Annotated in this window: 17 protein-coding genes; 10 read left to right on the forward strand and 7 right to left on the reverse strand. The window is 70.6% G+C overall.

The features are described from left to right. Positions 1–78 precede the first annotated feature (78 nt). Positions 79–444 (forward strand): hypothetical protein, encoded by a 366-nt coding sequence (locus AB0B86_RS11470; RefSeq protein WP_357402389.1) that lies wholly within the window; start codon positions 79–81, stop codon positions 442–444. Positions 445–523: 79 nt separating this feature from the next. On the opposite strand, the gene AB0B86_RS11475 is transcribed toward AB0B86_RS11470, so the two are convergent. From AB0B86_RS11475 to AB0B86_RS11485, 3 genes are all read right to left on the reverse strand, one after another. Next, complete coding sequence (locus AB0B86_RS11475) at positions 524–1849, reverse strand: glycoside hydrolase family 18 protein (RefSeq protein ID WP_357401793.1); 1326 nt, start codon at positions 1847–1849, stop codon at positions 524–526. A gap of 137 nt (positions 1850–1986) precedes the next feature. Then, on the reverse strand, positions 1987–2406 hold the full coding sequence (locus tag AB0B86_RS11480; protein ID WP_357401791.1) for a PPOX class F420-dependent oxidoreductase: 420 nt from the start codon (positions 2404–2406) through the stop codon (positions 1987–1989). Between the two features lie 112 nt (positions 2407–2518). Beyond that, positions 2519–3262 carry a hypothetical protein gene (locus AB0B86_RS11485; RefSeq protein ID WP_357417587.1) on the reverse strand — a complete coding sequence of 248 codons (744 nt, stop codon included), beginning with the start codon at positions 3260–3262 and terminating at the stop codon, positions 2519–2521. Between the two features lie 113 nt (positions 3263–3375). Between AB0B86_RS11485 and AB0B86_RS11490 the strand changes: the two genes are divergently transcribed. Beyond that, positions 3376–4290, forward strand: a complete 915-nt coding sequence (locus tag AB0B86_RS11490) for an NAD(P)-dependent oxidoreductase (RefSeq protein ID WP_357417589.1) — start codon at positions 3376–3378, stop codon at positions 4288–4290. Between the two features lie 45 nt (positions 4291–4335). After that, a complete protein-coding gene (locus AB0B86_RS11495) occupies positions 4336–8514 on the forward strand; it encodes a HEAT repeat domain-containing protein (protein ID WP_357417592.1) in 4179 nt (1392 codons plus the stop codon). Between the two features lie 35 nt (positions 8515–8549). On the opposite strand, the gene AB0B86_RS11500 is transcribed toward AB0B86_RS11495, so the two are convergent. Further along, the gene (locus AB0B86_RS11500; RefSeq protein WP_357401783.1) at positions 8550–9512 is read right to left on the reverse strand and encodes an AraC family transcriptional regulator; all 963 of its coding nucleotides are present in this window, start codon (positions 9510–9512) and stop codon (positions 8550–8552) included. Positions 9513–9717: 205 nt separating this feature from the next. On the opposite strand from AB0B86_RS11500, the gene AB0B86_RS11505 reads away from it, so the two are divergent. The 5 genes from AB0B86_RS11505 (at position 9718) to araD (ending at position 15646) form a co-directional block, all read left to right on the forward strand. Continuing rightward, complete coding sequence (locus tag AB0B86_RS11505) at positions 9718–11286, forward strand: NAD(P)/FAD-dependent oxidoreductase (protein WP_357401781.1); 1569 nt, start codon at positions 9718–9720, stop codon at positions 11284–11286. A 138-nt stretch (positions 11287–11424) separates the two neighbouring features. Beyond that, positions 11425–12624, forward strand: a complete 1200-nt coding sequence (locus tag AB0B86_RS11510) for a low temperature requirement protein A (protein ID WP_357401779.1) — start codon at positions 11425–11427, stop codon at positions 12622–12624. A gap of 156 nt (positions 12625–12780) precedes the next feature. Continuing rightward, positions 12781–13677, forward strand: coding sequence for an acetyltransferase (locus tag AB0B86_RS11515; RefSeq protein WP_357417594.1), 897 nt, complete (start codon positions 12781–12783; stop codon positions 13675–13677). Between the two features lie 75 nt (positions 13678–13752). Next, positions 13753–14739 carry an alpha/beta fold hydrolase gene (locus tag AB0B86_RS11520; RefSeq protein ID WP_357417597.1) on the forward strand — a complete coding sequence of 329 codons (987 nt, stop codon included), beginning with the start codon at positions 13753–13755 and terminating at the stop codon, positions 14737–14739. A gap of 181 nt (positions 14740–14920) precedes the next feature. After that, the gene (araD, locus tag AB0B86_RS11525) at positions 14921–15646 is read left to right on the forward strand and encodes an L-ribulose-5-phosphate 4-epimerase AraD (protein ID WP_357401772.1); all 726 of its coding nucleotides are present in this window, start codon (positions 14921–14923) and stop codon (positions 15644–15646) included. A 204-nt stretch (positions 15647–15850) separates the two neighbouring features. Here araD and AB0B86_RS11530 read toward each other — a convergent pair whose 3' ends face one another. Next, positions 15851–16954, reverse strand: coding sequence for an aldo/keto reductase (locus tag AB0B86_RS11530; protein WP_357417599.1), 1104 nt, complete (start codon positions 16952–16954; stop codon positions 15851–15853). A 142-nt stretch (positions 16955–17096) separates the two neighbouring features. Here AB0B86_RS11530 and AB0B86_RS11535 point away from each other — a divergent pair, with 142 nt between their 5' ends. Next, positions 17097–17729 carry a TetR/AcrR family transcriptional regulator gene (locus tag AB0B86_RS11535; protein WP_357401768.1) on the forward strand — a complete coding sequence of 211 codons (633 nt, stop codon included), beginning with the start codon at positions 17097–17099 and terminating at the stop codon, positions 17727–17729. Continuing rightward, on the forward strand, positions 17722–18462 hold the full coding sequence (locus tag AB0B86_RS11540; protein ID WP_357401766.1) for an alpha/beta hydrolase: 741 nt from the start codon (positions 17722–17724) through the stop codon (positions 18460–18462). The genes AB0B86_RS11535 and AB0B86_RS11540 overlap by 8 nt, the downstream gene beginning before the upstream one ends. A gap of 48 nt (positions 18463–18510) precedes the next feature. On the opposite strand, the gene AB0B86_RS11545 is transcribed toward AB0B86_RS11540, so the two are convergent. Beyond that, positions 18511–19119, reverse strand: a complete 609-nt coding sequence (locus tag AB0B86_RS11545) for a DUF305 domain-containing protein (protein ID WP_357401764.1) — start codon at positions 19117–19119, stop codon at positions 18511–18513. 62 nt (positions 19120–19181) lie between these two features. After that, the gene (locus AB0B86_RS11550) at positions 19182–20075 is read right to left on the reverse strand and encodes a DUF1996 domain-containing protein (RefSeq protein ID WP_357401762.1); all 894 of its coding nucleotides are present in this window, start codon (positions 20073–20075) and stop codon (positions 19182–19184) included. Positions 20076–20362 lie beyond the last annotated feature (287 nt).

Consider the following 20362-nt stretch of genomic DNA (forward strand, 5'->3'; position numbering starts at 1 on the left):
CGTGCCGGTTCCGACGCGGACTGGCAGGATGGTGGCAGGTGCTTGTCGTCGTCTGGGGAGGTGGAGCACGTGCCACAGATGATCATGCTCTCGGTCCATTCGGACCTGCCGTCCGCCGACGCTCGGCGCTCTCTGGCGTCCTGGCTGCGTGCCGAGGACCGGCTGCGCGACGGGGTGACCTCGACGCCGGCCGGTGAGTCGTCGATCGACGGCACGGACCCGCTGCGGGTGGCGGTCGACGACGCGGGCGCCGCCATGGTGCTGGTGCAGGCGATCGCCAACTGGCTGATCCACCGCCGGGAGGACGTGACGGTGCGGCTGGCCCGGCCCAACGGGTGGACGGCCGATGTGGACGTCCGCCAGGCGCGGGACATGGACCAGGTGACCGCGCTCATCGACGCGGCGGTGCGCGCGGTCACCCCCGAAAAGGAGCGGCTCCCGTGAGCACGTGATGAAAAGGAGGGCGGAGACGCCTCTGACACCTGTTTTCGTCACATGATCAGGGGAGCCGCGTGGGGTGGAGCTACCAGGTCGTGAGGCCGAGGCCGATGGTTCTGGTCAATGTGGCGTTGTCGTCGTCTCCGTCCAATGACCAGATCATCGCGCCGGCCAGACCGGCCCGACGGATGTAGAGCGCCTTCTGCAACACGACCGCCGGATCGTCGTACGTCCAGAACGTCGTACCGTCGAACAACCAGGCGTGCCCGGCGCGCAGGTCGCGGTGCACTGTGTAGCCGTTGTCGGCCAGGGTCTTGAGCTTCTTGTAGTCCTCGTAGCCGGGCTCGAAGGTGGCCGGCGCGGGCCCGGTGGCCGGCTTGAACAGGCCGTTGCCGCCGCCGGTGACGCCGGTCCAGCCCCGGCCGTAGTACGGGATGCCGAGCACGAGTTTGTCGCGCGGCGCGCCGCGGGCGATCCAGCCGTCGATGGCCACCTCGACGGAGAAGTCCGGGTTGTCCGGTGATCCCGCCGGTACGCGCAGCGCCGACTGCTGGTTGGCCACCGACTCCCAGCCGCCGTGGAAGTCGTACCCCTGCACAGTGGCGAAGTCGAGGTACTTGAAGATCTTGCGGCCCTCGTAGCCGGCGTCCATGGTGGCCGGGTTGGCGGGCAGGAACGCGGTCAGCGGGTGGTGTGACCGGGTCGTGCGCCCGTACGCGTCGAGCTGCCGACGGAACTCGGCAAGCAGCTTGGTGAAGTTCTCCCGGTCCTCCGGGCGGACGACGTTGCCGGGCTCACCCGCCCAGTTGGGCCACTCCCAGTCGAGGTCGACGCCGTCGAAGACGCCGGCTGCGGCGCCCGGGCTGCCGGGGAGGTTGCCCTTGAGGTACAGGTCGACGCAGGACGCGACGAACGCCCTGCGGGAGGCGTCGGTGCGGGCCGCGTTCGAGAAGTACGTCGACCAGCTCCAGCCGCCCAGCGAGATCAGCACCTTCAGGTCGGGATACTTGGCCTTCAGCTTGGCGAGCTGGCCGAAGTTGCCGTTGAGGGCCTGGCCCGGGGCGTCCGCGACGCCGTCGACGCTCTCCTCCGCCGGGACGGGCCGCTGGTAGTCGGCCCAGGCGTCGCCCTCGCCCGGCCCGCCGTCCAGGTAGCAGCGGCCGTCCTCGCTGATGTTGCCGAAGGCGTAGTTGACGTGGGTGAGGCGGCTCGCCGCCCCGGACGTGTCGAGCTTCTTGACCGGAAAGGCCCGACCGTAGATGCCCCACTGGGTGAAGTAGCCAACCCGGTGGTAACCGGCGCGGCGCTGCTGGTTGTCGCCCGCGCTCGCGGCGCTGGGCGGGGCGGCGGCGAACAGCAGGGCCGCCAGGGTGACGACGGCGGTGAGACGGCGGTGGCGGAATGGTCGCATCGGCACACTCCCACGAGGCATCAAGCAGAATTAGTAAAGAGACTTATCTGATTGATGAAGTTAAGCCGATCACAGTCCGGGGTCAAGAGCGTCCGGCCACATGCCCGGCCGGCGGTGCCGCCGGCCGGGCTGATTGGTCAACCGACCTGGCTGTTGTCCTTGAGCGAGCCCCAGCCGTGCCAGCGGTCGATCTCGATCAGGGCGCTGACCCGAGCGCGCTCCCGCCGTGGATACGGGTTCCCGGTGTAGTGCCGGGACAGCCGGTCGATGTCGGCAAGGGCCTCGTCCTCGCGCAGCTCGGCGACGTGCCCGATGATGCTGACGTGGGTGTACCAGCCCGCTTCGTCCAGGACCGTGAGGGAGACCCGGGGGTCGTTCCGGACGTGGTCCAGCCGGCGGCGGCCCGCGTCCATGTTCACCAGGATCCGGCCGTCCTCCCACAGGTACCAGGTGGCGGCAGAGACCGGCTGACCGGTCGCCTGCAGGGTGGTCATGACGGCCGGATTCGGCTTCTGCAGCATGGCGATCGCGGGCTCGGGCAGCGGTGGCTTGGACATGAAGTCTCTCCTCGTCGCGTCAGGGTTACCCCTGCACGTTACGCACATTACGTCCCGGTCACCGTGGGATGTAATGATCGCGCTGACTCCCAGAGTTGTACCGTGATTCCGCCTAGTCGAGGTCCGCGCAGTTCCGCTCGTGCGGCAGCAGCGGTCGGACCACCAGGCGTACCCGGTGTCCCTCAGCCTGCCATCGGGTCTCGCGCCGCGCCGCGCCGGCTTCGGCCAGCAGCGGTGCCAGCGTCGCGCCGTCGACCACGTGGCAGGGCCGCTGGGGTGCGCCGTCCATCGCGGACAGGGGCACGTCCAGCGGCCAGGGCCGTACGTCGGAGTTGTCCTCGGAGTCGGCGACAACCAGCACCGTCGCCCGCTGCGGCAGGTACTCTCCGGCGTCGACACCGGAGGCTGCCGCGGCCTCGGCGAACGCGATCACCTCACCACGGTCACCGCCCTCGCCGGGCGACGGCTGCGTGACAGTCGTCTCGTACGCGCCGCCGGTAGTGGTCAGCCGCACGGTGAGTGTGGCCGCGTCGGTGACGTCCTGCGGGTAGTCGCGGTCCGTGAGTATGCCCGCGTCGTCCGCCCGCCGGAACAGCGCGTCGATCTGTGCCGTCGAGAGCGTCCGGCGATGCCCCGTCAGCAGCGCACCCCGGTCGTCACCTCGCGTCACGGCGGTGCCGTCGCCGTAGAGGGTGAGCGCCGGCAGCGCCCACTGCTCGGCGGAGGCGGCGAAACCGCCGCGCCGGTCGACCACAGCGATCACGGTGTCCGTGCCGGTCGGCGGCCGGACTGCCGGTCCGTCAGAGCAGGCGGTGAGGAGGAGGACCGCACAGAGCAGTAGGCGTCGGGTCATCACCGTTCGACGTTCCCCCTGGGGGTACAGGTTCCGACGGGGAGCAGTCCGGTCTCGATCGCCGGTGTGCTCCACCCGCGTGCGGGGTGCCGCGCCACGCCGGAGAAGATGTGGGCATGAGCGATTCCGCACTGCCCAGGCGTGTCGTCGTCACCGGAGCCACCGGCAAGCTCGGCCGCGCCGTGGTCGCCCACCTGCACGCCGTGGGTGTCGACGTGCTCGCGGTGGACCGCGCCGGAGGCCGCGACCCCCGGGACGTCGACTGTGAGTTTCTCCAGGTCGACCTGACCGACTACGGGCAGGTGGTGGAGGCGTTCACTGGGGGCGCCGACGAACACGCGGGCGGCATCGACGCGATAGTGCACCTGGCCGCGGTCCCGGCCCCCGGGCTGATGTCGAACGCGACAACGTTCGCGAACAACTCCGCCGCCACGTACAACGTCTTCGCCGCGGCTCGGGCGGCCGGGATCAAGCGGGTGGTGTGGGCGTCGAGCGAGACGGTGCTCGGGCTGCCGTTCGACACCCCACCGCCGTACGCGCCAGTCGACGAGGAGTACGCGCCGCGACCCGAGTCGACGTACTCGCTCAACAAGGCCCTTGAGGAGGAGATGGCGCGGCACTTCTGCCGCTGGGACCCGGAGTTGGTCATGGTGGGTCTGCGCTTCTCCAACGTGATGGACGTCGAGGACTACGCGCCGTTCCCCTCGTTCGACGCCGACCCGCAGCTACGCCGGTGGAACCTGTGGGGCTACGTCGACGCCCGCGACGGGGCCCAGGCGGTCGAGCGTGCGCTCGCCCACGACCGGCCCGGCGCCGACGTCTTCATCATCGCCAACGCCGACACCGTCATGAGCAGGTCCAGTGCCAGCCTGCTCGCCGAGGTCTACCCGGGCGTCGAGGTCCGCAAGGAGTTGGCCGAGCACGAGACCCTGCTCAGCATCGACAAGGCACGCCGGGTGCTGGGATACGCGCCGCGTCACTCGTGGCGGGACCACGTGGAGTTTCGCGATAAGGAGCAGTTTTCCGTGTAACCGAAACTGATCTTGCTTCGCATTCGGGCGATACACTCCCGGGCCATGGAACCGCTGTCGTCTAATGTGCTGTCGGCGCTCGCCAAGGCGATCATGGCGCAGGTGGGCAAAGAGCTGAGTGGTGCCGCCGTCGCGGGATTGCGGACTCGGATCACCGGCTTTCGCGAGCAGAAGGCGCTGGAACGCGCGCTCCAGCGGGCATTCGCCGCGACCCAGGCCAGGCACGGACGTCGGCTCGCGGATTATGACGTCAATGCGGATTTCTTGGAACTCGAGGGGGCTGTCGAGCTTGCCAAGGCGATTGTTCCGGGAGCTCAGCCGTCGGCAACCAGGCTCGCTGAACGCCTCATCGACTCCCTCGGCCGCTCCTCGTCCGACGATGCGCGGTGGGAACAGATCGCGGAACTGCGGCCCGCCTTCAAGGCTCTGCTCGACAACCTGACGACCGAGGTGCTCAAGGAGCCCGTGCTGACCGACGTGCTCGGCCGGGCCGATGTCGCGGCTACGGCGGTTGCTGCGGGCCGAATAGCGACGGCGCTCGGAGCGGCGCCCGCCACGACCGAGGACGAGACCCGGTATCTACGCTGGCTCATTGATCGACACCAGTATGTCGGGACGGCGGGGGTGGTGCGCAACACCATCGTGCAACTGCCGTTGGAGCAGGTGTTCGTTGGTCTGCAGGCCCGGCCCGACCGGCATCCGGGGGACCGTGCGCGGGCCTGGTTCGAGGCGGAACGTGACAAGTTGCAGACCAGGCTGAAGTCCGCCGATCTTGACGATCTCGCCTTCGAGGCCGCCATCGACCGGTTGCAGATGCAGTACGGTCGCGATCCTTCCCCGCACAACTCCGGGCCGACCGAGCAGGCAATGCCCGTACTGGACGCGGTACGTACCACCAAGCAATTGCTCGTCCTGGGCGAACCGGGCAGCGGAAAGACCACACTGCTGAGTTATCTGGCCCTGACGCACGGCCGGGCGTTGGCGACGAACAGCACAGTGGACGGGCAGGCGCCACTGTTTCCGATCTATCTTCCGGTGGGTGACTACGCGTTGTGGCCCGACCGGCTGACCACCGGCATAAGCGGGTTCCTGCCGCACTATTTCCAGGGCCTTGAGTGCGGTGCGACAGGCCTCGGCGACCTGTTGCGCCAGCGGCTCGCCGATGGCAGTTGCCTGGTGCTGCTCGATGGTCTGGACGAGATCGCCTCGGCCGACCAGCGCCGCAGCGTGGTCACCGCTGTGGCGAACTTCGTCACCGCGCACTCGCGGCCGGGCAACCGTTTCATCGTGACCAGTCGCATCTCCGGCTACCTCGCGGCGCCACTGCCGAAACCCTTTCACGCGGTCCGGCTACTGGACATGGACGATCCCACGATCGCCACGTTTCTCAGTAGCTACTGCTGGCAGGTGGAACGGGCCGAGGCGCCGAGCAGGTCCAAGTCCGCGGCCCGTCAGATCGGACTGCGGGAGGCCGCGGCGATCACGCAGGCGCTGCAGGGCAATCCCGGTGTGCGTCGCCTGGCGGTGAATCCGCTGCTACTGACCGCCCTGGTGCTCGTCCACCGGGCCAGCGGCCGACTACCGCACCGACGAATCGAGGCGTACATCGAGGTGTGCAACGCGCTGGGGCTGACCTGGCGCACCGTGCGCGGTGTGGCAGCGGCCGACCTGCCCGACGAACGCATGCTTACCCGCTGGCTCACCGAGATGGCCGCGTGGATGCACGAGCACCGCCCCGAGGGCTCGGCGACAGTGCGTGAACTACTGGAGGTCCTCGGGCCGCTCTGGGCCGCCCATCACGGGGTCACCTGGGATCCGTCCATCCTGACGGCCGCCGATCCGATGAACACGGATGCGGGTCTTGGCGTCATGAGGTTCATCGACAAGGCCGACCGTCACACCGGGCTGGTGGTGGAACGCGCACCGAGGCGCTACGGCTTCTCCCACCTGACCTTCGAGGAGTACTACACGGGCCGTGCCCTCGCCTTTCGGGGCGCCGCCAGTGAACGAACCTCGGGTATCCGGCGTCGACTGCATGACCCCCGGTACGAGGAACCGATCCTCCTGGCGCTCGGTCTGATCGGCAAGGATTACGCCGAACAGGTGGAGTCGGTGGTGGCCGAAGCCATCCACCCGGCCGCCGGCAGCCCCAGCCCGTACGAGGAGCTGCTGGGGAGGGATTTCCTGTTCATGCTGCGAGTCCTGGCCGATGACATTCCGGTGGAGACAGCCACCATCGACGCCGTGGTCAACCTGGCACTCGACGAGTGGCTCAACCCGACGAGTCGGTGTCGCTTCGCCAGCTATCGGACGGCGCTGGCCAAGCACCTCACCATGCTCGGCACGACCAGGGCCACTAGTCGCCTCCTGCAAGCCCTGGGTGACCGTGCCGTAAGTGCCAGCCGCACCGCGCCGGAACAGTTCTGCCAGTTGGCGGTGACAGTCGCCCCGCTCGCCTCGTTCCCCCCGCCGGTCGTCGCGGCGCTGGGGGAGCTGGTCACCACCGCTGACGATCCGGTTCTGCGGATGCGGGCGATGGAAGCACTCATCGCCGGTGAGGCGCTCTCCGAGCAGGTGATCGCCGCCGCGGAGGACCTTGCCACCGCCGACGTGAGTCCGGGCGTACGGGTCCGGGCGGTGCGGGCGCTCGCCGACGCCGGCGAGTTGAGCGACGCGGTCATCCCCTCGGTCATCGGGTTGGCCACCGACGTGACTTCGGGCGTACGGGTCCGGGCGGTGCAGGCGCTTGCCGATGCCGGGCGGTTGACCGACCGGGTGATCGGCGTTCTGGTCGGGTTGGCCACCACCGATCCGGATCCGGACGTGCGGGTCCGGGCGGTGGAAGACCTGGCCGCTGTCGGGGCACTGACTCAGCCGGTGATCGCCGCCGCGGTGGATCTCGCTACCACCGGCGAGGAGCTGAGCACCCGGATTCGGGCGGTGACCGCGCTCGCCGCTGCTCAGGCGTTGGACGAGGCCCTGACCACTGCCTTCGCCGGGCTGGCCACCACCGCCGCGGATCCGGGCGTGCGATCGTGGGCGGTGCGGGCGTTGGCCGCTGGCGGACCGTTGACGAGCACGGCGATCGAGGCCCTCACCTGGTCGGCGACCACGGATGTGGAGTCGAGTGTCCGGCTCTGGGCGCTGCAGACGCTTGCCGCCGCTGGGGCCCTGACCGAGCCGGTGATCACCGCCGGGGTGGACCTGGCCACCACCGGCGCCGACCTCGGCATCCGGCTGTGGGCGGTCCATGCGCTGGCGGCTGGTCAGACCCTCGACGACGCGACAGTCACGGCCCTGGTCGGGCTGGTCACGACCGACGTGGATCCGGGCGTACGCCTCAGGGCGGTGCGCGCACTCGCTGCCGGTGGGGTGCTCTCCGAGGTGGTGATCACGACGGCGATGGATCTGACCGGTGAACCAAGCGTCCGGAGGGAGGCGGTGAAGGCACTGGCCGCCGGCGGGAGGCGGAACGAGGCGGTGATCAGTGCCCTCGTCGAACTGGCGACCACCGCTGTCGATGTGGACGTGCGACTCCAGGCGGTGGAGGAACTGGCTGTTGGTCGGGGAATTACCGAACGGGTCGCCAGCACTCTCGAGCGGGTGGTCGCTACCGATCGAAGTCTGGTCGTGCGGGTGCGGGCGGTGGAAGCGCTGGCCGCTGCCGAGGAGCTGACCGAGGCGGCGACCGCCGCGGCGGTGCACCTGGCGAGTTCCAACGCCGAGCCGCAGCTGCGGGTCCGGGCGTTGAGAGCGGTGACCGACGCCGGCCGGTGGCCCGAAGAGGCGAAGGTGGCAGCGGTGAACCTGGCGGTTTCCACTGCGGAGAGCGTCGTTCGTGCGTCGGTGGTGGCGGCCCTGGCCACCTTCGGGCCGTTGAGCGACGAGGTGACCGCCGCTGCCATCGAGTTGGCCGCCACCAACAGGAGCTCGCTCATCAGGCGAATCACGGCCGACGCCCTGCGGCAATCGAAACCGACGCCGCAGGTCCGGACCGCGCTGCAAGCGCTTATCGAGGATGAGAGCGCCGACGTTCGTAGCGCCGCCGGGCAGACACTTGTGCACCTCGCCCGCGAGCACCCCGACGTGGCGGAGAGCGTTCAGGCGGCGTTGGAGATCGCCTGCCGATTCTCGGCGGAGGACGACACGTCTCGGGGTCGTGTCGGCCGGGACGAGGCGTACCGCGCCCTGCGTGCCTATCTTGAGGTCGGTTCCGTGAACTGACAGCGGCACGCCGCGCGTCGTCGACCGTGTTCCGCTCAGCGCCGCAGGGTCGTGGACGGCGCCTCGCCGAATCGCGCCCGATACTCGGTGGAGAACCGACCGAGGTGTACGAACCCGTGGCGCAGCGCGACGCTCGTCACCGAGACACCCGGCTCGGCCGCCCGCAACGATCGGTGCGCCGCGTCGAGGCGACAGGCCCGCAGGTACGCCGTCGGGGTGGTCCGCAACTCGCGCCGGAAGCAGTCCTGCAACGTTCGTACGCTCACCCGCAGCGCCTCGGCGACATCACCGACGGTCAGTGCCTCGCCGTGGTGGTCGGCGATCAGGGCGCAGGCCCGGCGGACCAGCCGCCCGGGGTTGGTCTGCCGGCCCGGGCCGGCGAGCAGGTCGGAATGGCTGTGCCGGTGTGCCAGCAGCAGCTGGCCGATGAGCCCCTGCTCGAAACGGGCGGCGACCTGCGGGTGGTCGAACAGCGACGCGTCCGTCGGCTGGGCCAGCTCGTCGGCGAGGAACGCCACACCGCGCGCCCAAGCCCGCGCGGTCGGCGTAGTCATGATCATGCCGAGGTCCAAGCGGACCGGCTCGTCCACCGGGCGACCCAGGAGGCGGGTGAGTTCCCGGTCGACGGCCCGCCGCTCGGCGTAGAAGATCCGATGTGGTGACCCCGCGGACCAGCGCATGTCCGAGGGGTCGTACGGGGACAGGACCGAGGCGACGTCGGGGGTCGAGGTCACTGTGTGACCGGAGTGCCGGACCACAGTGCTGCCGGCCCGGGGGACCTGGACGAGATAGAAGCTCTCCAGGGCCGGGGGTTGGATTCGTACCGCCTGCCCGTAGTCGAGATCGATGACCCCGACCCCGCCGACCCGGCGGGCCGCCATCCGCAGCTGGACGCCGCGCACGCCCGCCTGCGGAGTGAGTTGGTGCGGACAGAAGACCCTGCCGACCTCGGCACGGGCCTGATCGACGTCGTTCGTCCGGACCGTCACGGCATCCATCCGACACCTCCCGGGGCGTCCTGGTGCGCCGACGATAAGGCGGGACGGGGACGGACGGTGTCGCAAAGCCGTGCACCCGACACGGGCCGGTCGGCTGCGCGTTGCGGACACCCCTCGCGCGCAGCGGATAGCGACAGCCGCGGCCCGCTCGCTAGCGTGCGCTCACCACCGCTGCCGCAGTGGTTCCCGCGCTTCGGAGGATGCCATGAGGATTGCCGTCGTCGGCGCCGGATTCGCCGGCCTGAGCGCAGCGAAGGTGCTGCGGCAGAGCGGATTCGACGTCACAGTGCTCGAAAAGGCGCCCGACGTCGGTGGGGTGTGGAGTCGCACCCGGCGCTATCCCGGTCTGCACACGCAGAACAACAAGGGCACCTACCACCTGTCCGACCTGCCGATGCCCGCCGACTATCCGCAGTGGCCCTCGGGCGAGCAGGTGCAGCGGTACCTGGAGAGCTACGTGCGGAAGTTCGGGCTCGCCAGCGTGCTGCGCCTGTCCACGGAGGTTGCCTTCGCCGAACTCGTCAACGACGACACCGGGTGGCTGATCACGTCGCGGCCGACGGGCGCCCAGGAGCCGGTGACCGTGCAGCGGTACGACCACCTGGTCGTCGCCAACGGCATCTTCTCCGACCCGGTGGTGCCGTCGTTCGACGGTCACGCCGGCTTCGCCGCCGCCGGTGGGCGCGTCCTGGCCGCGGGGGAGTTGCACGACATCGAGGTGGCCCGCGCCAGGAACGTCCTCGTCGTCGGGTACGGCAAGTCGGCCTGCGACGTGGCGGTCCCGTTGAGCGACCTCGCCGCGCAGACCCACGTGGTGGCCCGGGAACTGCTCTGGAAGATGCCCCGCAAGCTCGGCGGGGCGCTCAACTACAAGTACCTGCTGCTCACCCGGATGGGTGAGGCTCTGTTCCGCTACCTCGACCTGAAGGGCTTCGAGCGGTTCCTGCACGGTCCGGGCAACGGCCTGCGCCAACGGTTGATCGACAGCGTCGGCTCGGTCGCGACCAGGCAACTCAGGCTGCGTGAGCTGGGTCTGGTGCCGAACGGCAGCTTCGAGGACATCGCCCGTAGCACGGTGAGCCTCACCACCGAGGGCTTCTTCGAGCGCGTCGCCGACGGTCGGATCGCCGTGCACCGCGACCAGGTGATCACCGAACTGCTCGTCGCCGACGATGGCCGGCCGGCCGCGCGCCTGGCCGACGGCACGGTGCTCCCGGCCGACCTGGTGATCTGCGCGACCGGCTTCCGACAGCACGTGCCGTTCTTCGACGACGTGCTGCACGCTCGGCTACAGGACGACGCGGGCAACTTCCAGCTCTACCGCCAGATCCTGCCGATCGGCGTACCACGGCTGACGTTCGCCGGCTACAACTCGTCGTTCTTCAGCCCGCTCAGCGCGGAGATGGCGGCGGTGTGGACGGCCGCGTACCTGCGGGGTGGGCTCACCCTGCCGGCCGAGGCCCAGATGCGTGACGAGGTGCGCGTCCGGCTGGCCTGGATGGCGGAGCGCACCAACGGGCGGCACGCCCGGGGCACGAACATCATTCCGTTCTCGATGCACAACATTGACGAGGTGCTCGACGAGTTGGGGCTCAACGTCGGTCCGTTGACCCGGGCCCGGCAGTGGCTGCTCCCCGTCGATCCGCGCGCGTACCGGGGGGTGACGGCACGAATGATCGCCCGCACCGGGGGTGGGACGGGCCGGGAGGCGCCGGCCCGTACCGCCGATGGGGGTATCCGGCATAACCACGAGGACTCTCATATATCCGGATAAAGTATGTGGACAGGCGTCAGGCGGCACGGTCGGCGAAAGGGTTCGGGGACGATGGCAGCGGAGCAGGTCGCCGGAGACCGTCACCGCCTCGGCGGACCGGTGCCGGCGGCACCGGCCGGCTGAGCTGTCCCGCCGTCCGTGCTGACGCGCCCCAGGTTCCCGCCTGGGCTCGGCGACAGCCGGAGCCCCGACTCGGCGACCGTCCTGGAGCTGCTGTTCGACATCGTCTACGTCTTCGCCCTCGCCCGCCTCGCCGGGCGGGTGGCTGACGACCTGACGATCGTCCGGCACACGCTGCTGTCGGAGGCGGGCCAGACGGTGCTGTTCTTCACGGCGATGTGGATGATCTGGTCGCTCAACGCCCTGCTGGCCAGCACCTACGACCCGCGCCGACCGGACCTCCAGGCCGTCCTGCTGGCGACGATGTTCGGCACGCTGGTGCTTGCCGTCTCGTTGCCGGAGGCGTTCGGCAAACGCGGCGTGGTGTTCTCCTGCACGTACGTCCTGATCCAGATCGGCCGGCCGCTCTTCCTGACGCTCGCCCTGCGGGGCCACCCGGGTGGGGCGTTCGCGGCCCGGGTGTTGACCTGGCACGCGGCCTCCGGCGTGCTCTGGATCAGTGGCGGCATCAGCGGGGGCCTCGGTCGGGGCATCTTCTGGACCCTCGCTCTCGCCATCGAGCTCACCGGTGCCGCCACGAGCTGGTCCGTGCCGTCGTTCGGCACGAGGTTGTTCAGCAGGGCGCGGGTGGTCATCTCGCAGGTGCACCTCGCCGAGCGGTACAACCAGTTCTTCATGATCGCTCTCGCCGAGGTGGTGCTCGAGGCCGGTGCCGCTGTCAGTTTTCCGGGCTTCACCATGCCGGGGGTCGTCACCCTCGTCGCCGCCTTCGCGACGGCGGTCTCGTTCTGGCGAATCTACTTCTACCACGTCAGATCCGGTCAGGCCGCTACCCCGGGCGGGCAGGGCATCCAGCTGTCGCGGTGGGCGAGCTACAGCCTGCTGATCATCGTCGGCGGCATCATCTGTACGGCGGTCGGTTTCGGGCAGGTCATCGAGGACCCGCACCCGCCGATCGACTGGGCCCTGGTCGTCATCATGTTCGGTGGCCCGGTGCTGTTCCTGATCGGGCGGAGCTTCCTGGAAAAGGAGAGCCGATACGCGCCACGCTGCCGGATGCTGTACGTCGGCGCGGCGGTGCTGATCGTGGCGGCGCTACCGATGGTGCTGCTCCCGCCGGTCGCGGTGGCGGCCTCGGCCGGGGTGATCCTGGCCGCCATCGCCGTGTTCGACGGGAGAGCCCACCGGCGCGGGTCGGAGACCAACCCGACGCTGTGACAATTCCTTGCGGCCGGCGAGCCCGGCGCGTAGCGTCTGCTGGCACGCCGTCGAGCTGGAAGGAGGTCAGAACAATGTCCGATGTTCTGCGCCCCCTCCGCGCTCCGGCGTCCGCGCGGATCTGATCCGGGGCGCGCGCTTCCCGGAGGCCCACCCATGACTGATCTGGTCATCCGTCCGCTCGTCGCGGGCGAGGAAAACCTGTTCGACTCCATGCCCAATCCGTTGCCCCAACTGCGCCAGGTCGGCTACGCCGACGGGATCGCCGGCGGCGGCTACCGACCCGAGACCACCTGGGTCGCCCTGCGCGGCGGCCGGGTGGTCGGCCGGGCCGCCTGGCTGCTTCCGCCGGGCGCCGTCGGCGCCCCCTGGCTGGACCGGTTCGATCTCGACGCCGAGCCGGAGGTCGGTGCCGAGTTGTTGCACGCCGCCCACGAGGCGCTCGGCGGTCCCGGCCGGTACTACGCCGCACTGCCGGCGCACTGGCGGCGACGCGAAGAGGTGCTGGCCGTGGTCCGGGCGCCGATGGCCGCCGCCCGGCTCGCCGGGCTGGTCGAGCGGGGGGAGCGGCTCCGGTGTTCCTGGACGGGCACCCCACTGCCGGCGTCCTCCGGGCGCTACCACTTCCGGCCGCCCGCCGACGCGGCCGAGATCAATGCCCTGGTCTCCCGGATCGCCGAACCGGACGTGCTGACCGGCGCCGAGATCGCGCAGGCGGTCGCCGGCGTCGACCTGGCCACCGACCCGCTGGCCTGGCTCGGCGACGCGACCGAGGAATGGCGGGTAGCGCTGCACGCCGGGGAGCCGGTGGGTCTGGTCGGCACCGCCGGCGACGCCTGCTACCCGCTGCTCGCCTATCTCGGCCTGCTCGACGAGGCGGCCCGACCCGAGTTGCTGGCCGAAGCGGTGCGGGTGCTGGCCGCCGGCGGCGCACGGGAGGTCATCGCCGACGTGGACGCCCACCGGGTGGCGGTGCTCGCGGAACTGGAACGGACCGGGTTCCGGCAGTTGCGCTCCAGGGTCGTCTTCGCACCGTCGGACGCACCGCAATAGCTGACCGGGGTGCGCCCTGTCACCGGGGCGCACCCCTCGGCAGGCACCCGACCGCACCCCTGTCAGCATCAGCGTATGCCGAAGATCATCGCCCTCGTCCTCGGTGGGTTGGCGCTGGTCATGGCGTTGGTCGCCGGGCTGTATCGCTGGCCGCTGCCCCGCCGTGGGCTACGCGTCGCACTGCCGCCACAGTTCGACTTCGACACCGCCATCCGCACCGCCGAGGCCGTCATCGCGGCCGAGGCGGCGGATCCGGCCGTCGGACCCGAATCGCGCAGCCGCCTGCTGAGTCACGGCCGCCGTACCGGCCGGGTCGTCCTGCTGCTGCACGGCTACACCCTCGCGCCCGAGCAGTACGACGGGCTGGCCGAGGAGTTCTTCGACAGCGGGTACAACGTCTGGATCCCCCGGGCTCCCCACCACGGCACCGTCGACAAGCGGGCCCACCACCGGGTCGAGGCGGACGAACTGGCGACGTACGCCGTGCAGGCGCTGGCCGTCGCGGCGGCTCTCGGCGACGAGGTGGGCGTGGTGGGGATCTCCGGCGGCGCGGTACTGGCCGCCTGGCTGGCCCAGGTGCCGGGCGACGTCGTACGACGGCTGCTGTTGCTGTCGCCGTTCTTCGGCCCGGACCCGCGCCAGGCGCCGGCCTTCGCGGTCCGACCCCTCATCACCCTGTACGGGCGGCGCCTCCTCCCGGACCGCGTCACGTCGCGCGGCTACTCCCTCTCCGCCGTCACCCAGTACCTGACGATCGCGCGCAGTCTGCCGAAGCCGCCGCGCCGGACCGGTCTGCGGAGCGTCGCGGTCGCCATCAGCCCACTCGACGGCGTGGTGGACCTCGCCGCGGCGGTGACCGTACCCCGCCGGATCGCCGACGCGAACGCGATCCCGCTGCAGGTCTGCACCCTGCCCGCGGCGTTGGGCGTCGGCCACAACATCCTCAACCTGGCCGCGCTCGACGATCAGGGCGCTGAGCTGCGCCGACGGTACGTCGCGCTCTACGAGGGCGGTTCGACGCCGACGCCCGGACTCACCCGGGTGGCCCGCGTCGACAGCTGAGGTGGGCCGCGTGCGGTCGAGCCGGCGTCTAAACTGCCCGTGTCGTGCCGCTCGCGGGCGCGGCACCCCAGCCCGACACCGCGCCCCCGCTATCGACCGGGCAGAATGTTAGCGCTAACCAGCCGCGCTGGCGCGTCGCGCTGCGCCGGATGCCACCTCCACCCGAAAGGCGTCACCTGCAATGAGTACGGCCGGATCAACTGACCTGCGCGCCGCAGTCCTCGCCGCGAACCGCCTCATCGCCCAGGCCGGCCTCGCCGAGCTGACGTGGGGCAACGTGAGCGGCGTCGACCGGGAGGCAGGCATCTATGTGATCAAGCCTTCCGGCGTGGCATACCAGGACCTCACGGCCGACCTGCTGGTCCCGGTGGACCTGGAGACCGGGCAGGTCGTCGCCGGGACGCTGCGGCCCTCCGTCGACAGCGAGACCCACCGCGCGTTCTACCTGCACTGGCCGTCCATCGGCGGTGTGACCCACACCCACTCGACGCACGCCGTCGCCTTCGCCCAGGCCGGGCGGGACGTGCCGGTGCTCGGCACCACGCACGCCGACACCTTCGCCGGTCCGATCCGGGTCACCCGGGACCTGACGGCGGACGAGTGCGCCCACGACTACGAGTTCAACACCGCTCGGGCCATCATCGAGCTGATCGGGGGAGAGGCCGAGGCACTCGCCAACCCCGTCGCCCTCGCCGCCAACCACGGCCCCTTCACCTGGGCGAAGGACCCGCTCACGTCGGTGGAGAACGCGATCGTCTGCGAGGCGGTCGCGGAGATGGCCCTGAAGACGCTGTCACTGAACCCGGCGGCGGCCGCACCACAGTGGTTGCTCGACCGCCACTTCACCCGCAAGCACGGCGCCGGCGCCTACTACGGCAACCAGCTTCCCGAGCAGAGCCGGCAGTGACCGTCGCCATGCGGTGACCCGGCCCCAGGCTCCGGCGGCGAGGCACCGGCACCGGCGCGGGCGCGGTGCGCTCAATGCCCGCGCCGGTGCTCCGCTCGGCCCGGTCCGCGCCAATGGTCTGGTCCGCGCTGGTGCTCGGGCCTGAGCTGGCGGTCTGGTCCGCACCGGTGCTCGGGTTGGACCGGTGCCGGTCTGCCGGATCTCTCACGCCGTGGGCTGGGCGGCCCCGTTGAACACCGGCGGGGCGTAACCCGCCGGCTTGTCGCCGATGCCGAGGCCGGGGCTGACCACCCAGGACTGGTACTGCGGTGTGAACATGCCGTACGGCAGCCCGAGGTCCGGGGCGCTGGCCTCGTCGAGCCGGCGTCGGGCGTCGGCCGGGATCTCGAAGTCGAGCGCACCGAAGTTGCTGGCGAGTTGCGCAGGGCTGCTCGCCCCGACGATCACCGAGGCGACGGCGGGCTGGGTGGCCACCCAGTTGATCGCGACCTGGGCCATGCTGCGGCCCAGGTCGGCGGCGACGCCCTCCAGTGCCTCGATGACCTTCCAGTCGCCGGGGTTGATCTCCCGACCCGCGGCGTCGGGGTTGGTCAACCGCCCGGTCCCGCTCATGCCCTCGCCGGTGCGCCGGTACTTGCCGCTGAGCAGACCACCGCCGAGCGGGCTCCACGCGGTGAGCCCCATCCCCAGGCTCTGCGCCATCGACACGAACTCAGCCTCGATGCCCCGCGTCACCAGCGAGTACGGAAGCTGCACGTTGATCATCGGGGCCAGCCCGTGTGCCTCGGCGTAGCTCTGCGCCCGGGCCGCGTACCAGGCCGGCACGTCGGAGAGCCCGGCGTACCGGATCTTGCCGGCGCGCACCAGGTCGTCGAGGGTGTGCACGACCTCCTCGACCGGGGTGATCCGGTCCCAGGTGTGCAGCAGATACAGGTCGATGTAGTCGGTGCCGAGCCGGCTCAGCGACCCTTCCACGGCCCGCACGAGGTGCTTGCGGCCGTTGCCGCTGGCGTTCGGGTCGGCCGGGTCGACGGTGTTCGTGGCCTTGCTGGTGAGCACGAGCCGGTCGCGGACGCCGGCCCGGTCGATCAGACGGCCGAGGATCCGCTCGCTCTCCCCGGCGGTGTAGAAGTCCGCAGTGTCGACGAGGTTCCCGCCCGCCTCCAGGTATTGGTGGAAGATCGGCTCGGCCTCCTCCTCGGTCTTGCCGTACGCGGCGTGGAACCCGTCGACGCCGAAGTTCATGGTGCCCAGCGCCAGCTGGCTCACCCGCAGGCCGGACCGTCCGAGCAGGTAGTAGTGGTTCACGGTGGTGCCTCTCCCGATCGTGGTGGCGGCCCGGATCGGACCGCGCTCCAGACCTTGGCTCGGCAAAAATGGACCCGCAAGTCCAAACTCCGGGTTACTGTCGGACCGGCAGGCAAGGCGGAGCGACGGTGACGGAGGCCGCATGACACGGGCGTTCACCCGCAAGGGCGAGGCCACCCGGGCGCGGATCGTCACCGGCGCGGCGGCCGAGATCCGCGAGCGCGGCGTCGACGAGGTACGCCTCGAGGACGTGCTGGCCCGCACCGGCACCAGCAAGGGTCAGCTCTTCCACTACTTCCCCGAGGGCAAGGAGGAGCTGCTGCTCGCGGTGGCCCAGCACGAGGCCGACCAGGTGCTCATCGACCAGGAGCCGATGCTCAGCAACCTGACCTCCTGGTCGGCCTGGCTGGCGTGGCGCGACCGGCTCATCGAGCGCTACCTGGAGCAGGGCGTGAAGTGCCCACTCAACGGTCTGCTCGGGCAGACCGGCCGACGCGCACCCGGCGCGCAGGCGGTCGTGACCGGGCTCATGTGGCGCTGGCAGAACGCGATCACCGAGGGTATCCGGCAGATGCAGTCGACCGGGGACATCGCCGCGGACGTGGACGCCGACCGCGCCGCCGCGGCGCTGCTGGCCGGCATCCAGGGCGGCGTACTGCTGCTGCTCTCCACCGGAAAGATCGATCACCTGGAAGCGGTCCTCGACCTCACCATCGACTCGCTGCGCTCGGAAGCCCGAGCGACCGCGGCGCAGGAAGGGAACGCCAATGGATAGCGGAGACAGTCAGCCACCGTTGGTGCTGCTGCACGGCCTCACCTTCGACAACCGACAGTGGGACCCGTTCCGGCGCGAGCTCGCGGTGATCGATCCGGCCCGGCCGGTTCTGGCTCTCGACCTGCCCGGCCATGGCGACGCAGCCAGGCGGTCGTCCTACGAGATGGCGGCGGTGGCCGATGTCGTACACGAGCAGGTGACCGAGGCGGGCCTCGCCCAGCCGATCGTGGTGGGACATTCGGTAGGCGCGGTGGTCGCCACGACGTACGCGGCCCGCCATCCGGTGCGCGGCGTGGTGAATCTGGACCAGATCCTGCTGCCCGGCCCGTTCGGCGTGGCCGTCCGCCAGGCCGAGCCCGCACTGCGCGGCCCGGACTGGCGGCAGGTGTGGGACGCCATGCTGGCCGGAATGGGCATCGAGGCGTTGCCGCCCGAGGCGCGCGAGATCGTGACCACCGCTACCGATCCCCGGCCGGACCTGCTGCTTGGTTACTGGGGCGAGATCCTGCGCGGGTCCGACGCGGAGATCGCCGCCGAGCGGACCCGCGACCTGCGGTCCATCGGTGAGCGGGGGATCCCCTACCGCTGGGTGACCTCGTCCGAGCCGCCACCCCGCTATCTGGCCTGGCTGACCGATGCCCTGCCGGAGGTCCTTGTGACAGTGTTGCCCGGCAGCCACTTCCCGCACCTCGCGGAGCCGGCGGCGATCGCCCGGCTGTTGGCGACCGGGTGAGAGGACGATCGGCGCTTCGCTCCCGTTGGCCCGGTCGGAAGCTCCGCCTCACCGGTCCGCCCGATCGAGCCAGGTGAGGTCGGCGTTTCCCGTCCGGACGACCGCCGAGGCCAACGCCGTGGTCGCCCGGTGGGTGCCGGCCCGCTGTTCGGCAGCGGCGATCCGGACCGCCTGGTCCAGGTGCGCTCGTACGTGCTGACGGGCCCGCCGCTGGAACGCGACGCCGGTGGCCGACCGCAACGCGGCCAACTCCTCGTCGGTGACCATGCCCGGCATGTCGTGCCCCTCGTGCGGGTTGGTGGCCGGGGCACCGGATTCGGCGAGCAGCCGTCGGGCCGTGCTCAGGTCGGTGCGGTGCGCCGTGCCGAGCCGGGCGACGAACGTCAGCCACTGCGCGTCGGTGCTCCGGCTCGGCGTCAGCTCCAGCACCGGCAGCAGGCGTTCGTTCATCGCCACCGTCAGATGAAGCCACGCGACGTCGGTGGCGCTGAACTGACCCGTCGAACCACCGGACGCAGCCGACCCGACGGGTGCGGCGGTCGCGATCGTCGCGGCGGATGGCGCGGCCGGCCCGGTCGGTGACCCACCGGTGCACGCGCCGACGAGCAACGCCGCGAGGAGCAGGCACCCGGGCGGGCGTACGGCTGGTCTCCGCATCTGGCCCTCTCTCCCTCCCGGCGGCGGGCCCGGCAGGACCGGACCCGCCGTCGTCGGTTGGCTCAGATCGGTCGGCCGTCGGCGCCGCACTTGATGACGGGGCGGATGCAGTCCTGCACCCGCCGGGCCAGCTCCGCGACCGGCCAGGCGTTGAAGAAGTCGCCATGCATGGTGTAACCCGGCCCGGAGGCCAGCCGGAACCGCGACGGGTCACCGTTCACCGGATACCGCAGGACCTGCCGCAACTTGGGCACGTGCACCGGGTGGGTGCTCGGGCAGGCCTGGTTCACCGGGTACGCCAGGTGGCTCTTGTGGTCCGGCGAGTCCAGGTCGCGGCCGTTCCAGCACTGCGGGAAGTCCAGGTACGACTCCAGCATGGTGCCGGACGGGCAGGTGACGAAGTCCTTCGACGGCGGCACCTGTCCCGCGTGCAGACACGACCACCTGGCGATGCTGTCGCTCGACCCGGTGGCCTTCGCGTTGCCGGCGACGAGTCGCAGCCCGAGCGGGAACGGCTGGGTGTTCGCGACGACGTCGGCGCGTACGCCCTCGCCCAGGTAGTAGAACGTGGCGATCGCCGGCTCCACCGGCACGTTGTCGCGGTAGAGGGTCGGCACCCAGTAGGACGAGACGTCCACCCGCGGGTTGCAGGTGCTCTGGGAGCTGACCAGGTCGGGCAGGGTGGTGTTGGCGTTCGTCACAGTGCTGCCGAAGAAGCTGTGCATGTGCGACGCGCCGGGTAGCCCGGGGAAGACGATCGGGTCGTCCGGCAGCCGGTGGCTGTAGGTGCAGTCGGCGGGGAACTCGGCCACCCGGATGGCGTTGGCGACCGGGTTGGCGTCGGCCCGCCCGGTGCTGGCGACGAGGTACGTGCCGAGTAGCACAAGCAGTGCGCCGATCGCCGTGGCGAGGCGCAGGCGGCGGGGGTTGCCGGAGAGGGGTGCGGCCCTGTCCATCTCGTGACTCCTGTCGGGGGACGGGTCAGGGGTCGCTGCGCCGTCGCCGCCGAAGACGTCGGAGGTTGCCCTGGCCGGACTGGTGGTGACCAGCGGACCTCGTGCGAGAGAGCGCTCTCACCGATCGTCCAAGCGTCACCCTTGCGTCGAAACTTGTCAATGCGTTACGCAGTTTGTGGAAAACGCCGACGACGAAGGGCCGGTCCCCTGTGGTGGGGTCCGGCCCTTCGTCGTGTGCTCCGGTGGCTTAGCTGGCGGCGTAGCCGCGGGTGGCGATCCAGTCGGCG

Origin of the sequence: Micromonospora sp. NPDC049047 (genome assembly GCF_040649135.1) — a bacterium.
Taxonomy (GTDB): domain Bacteria; phylum Actinomycetota; class Actinomycetes; order Mycobacteriales; family Micromonosporaceae; genus Micromonospora.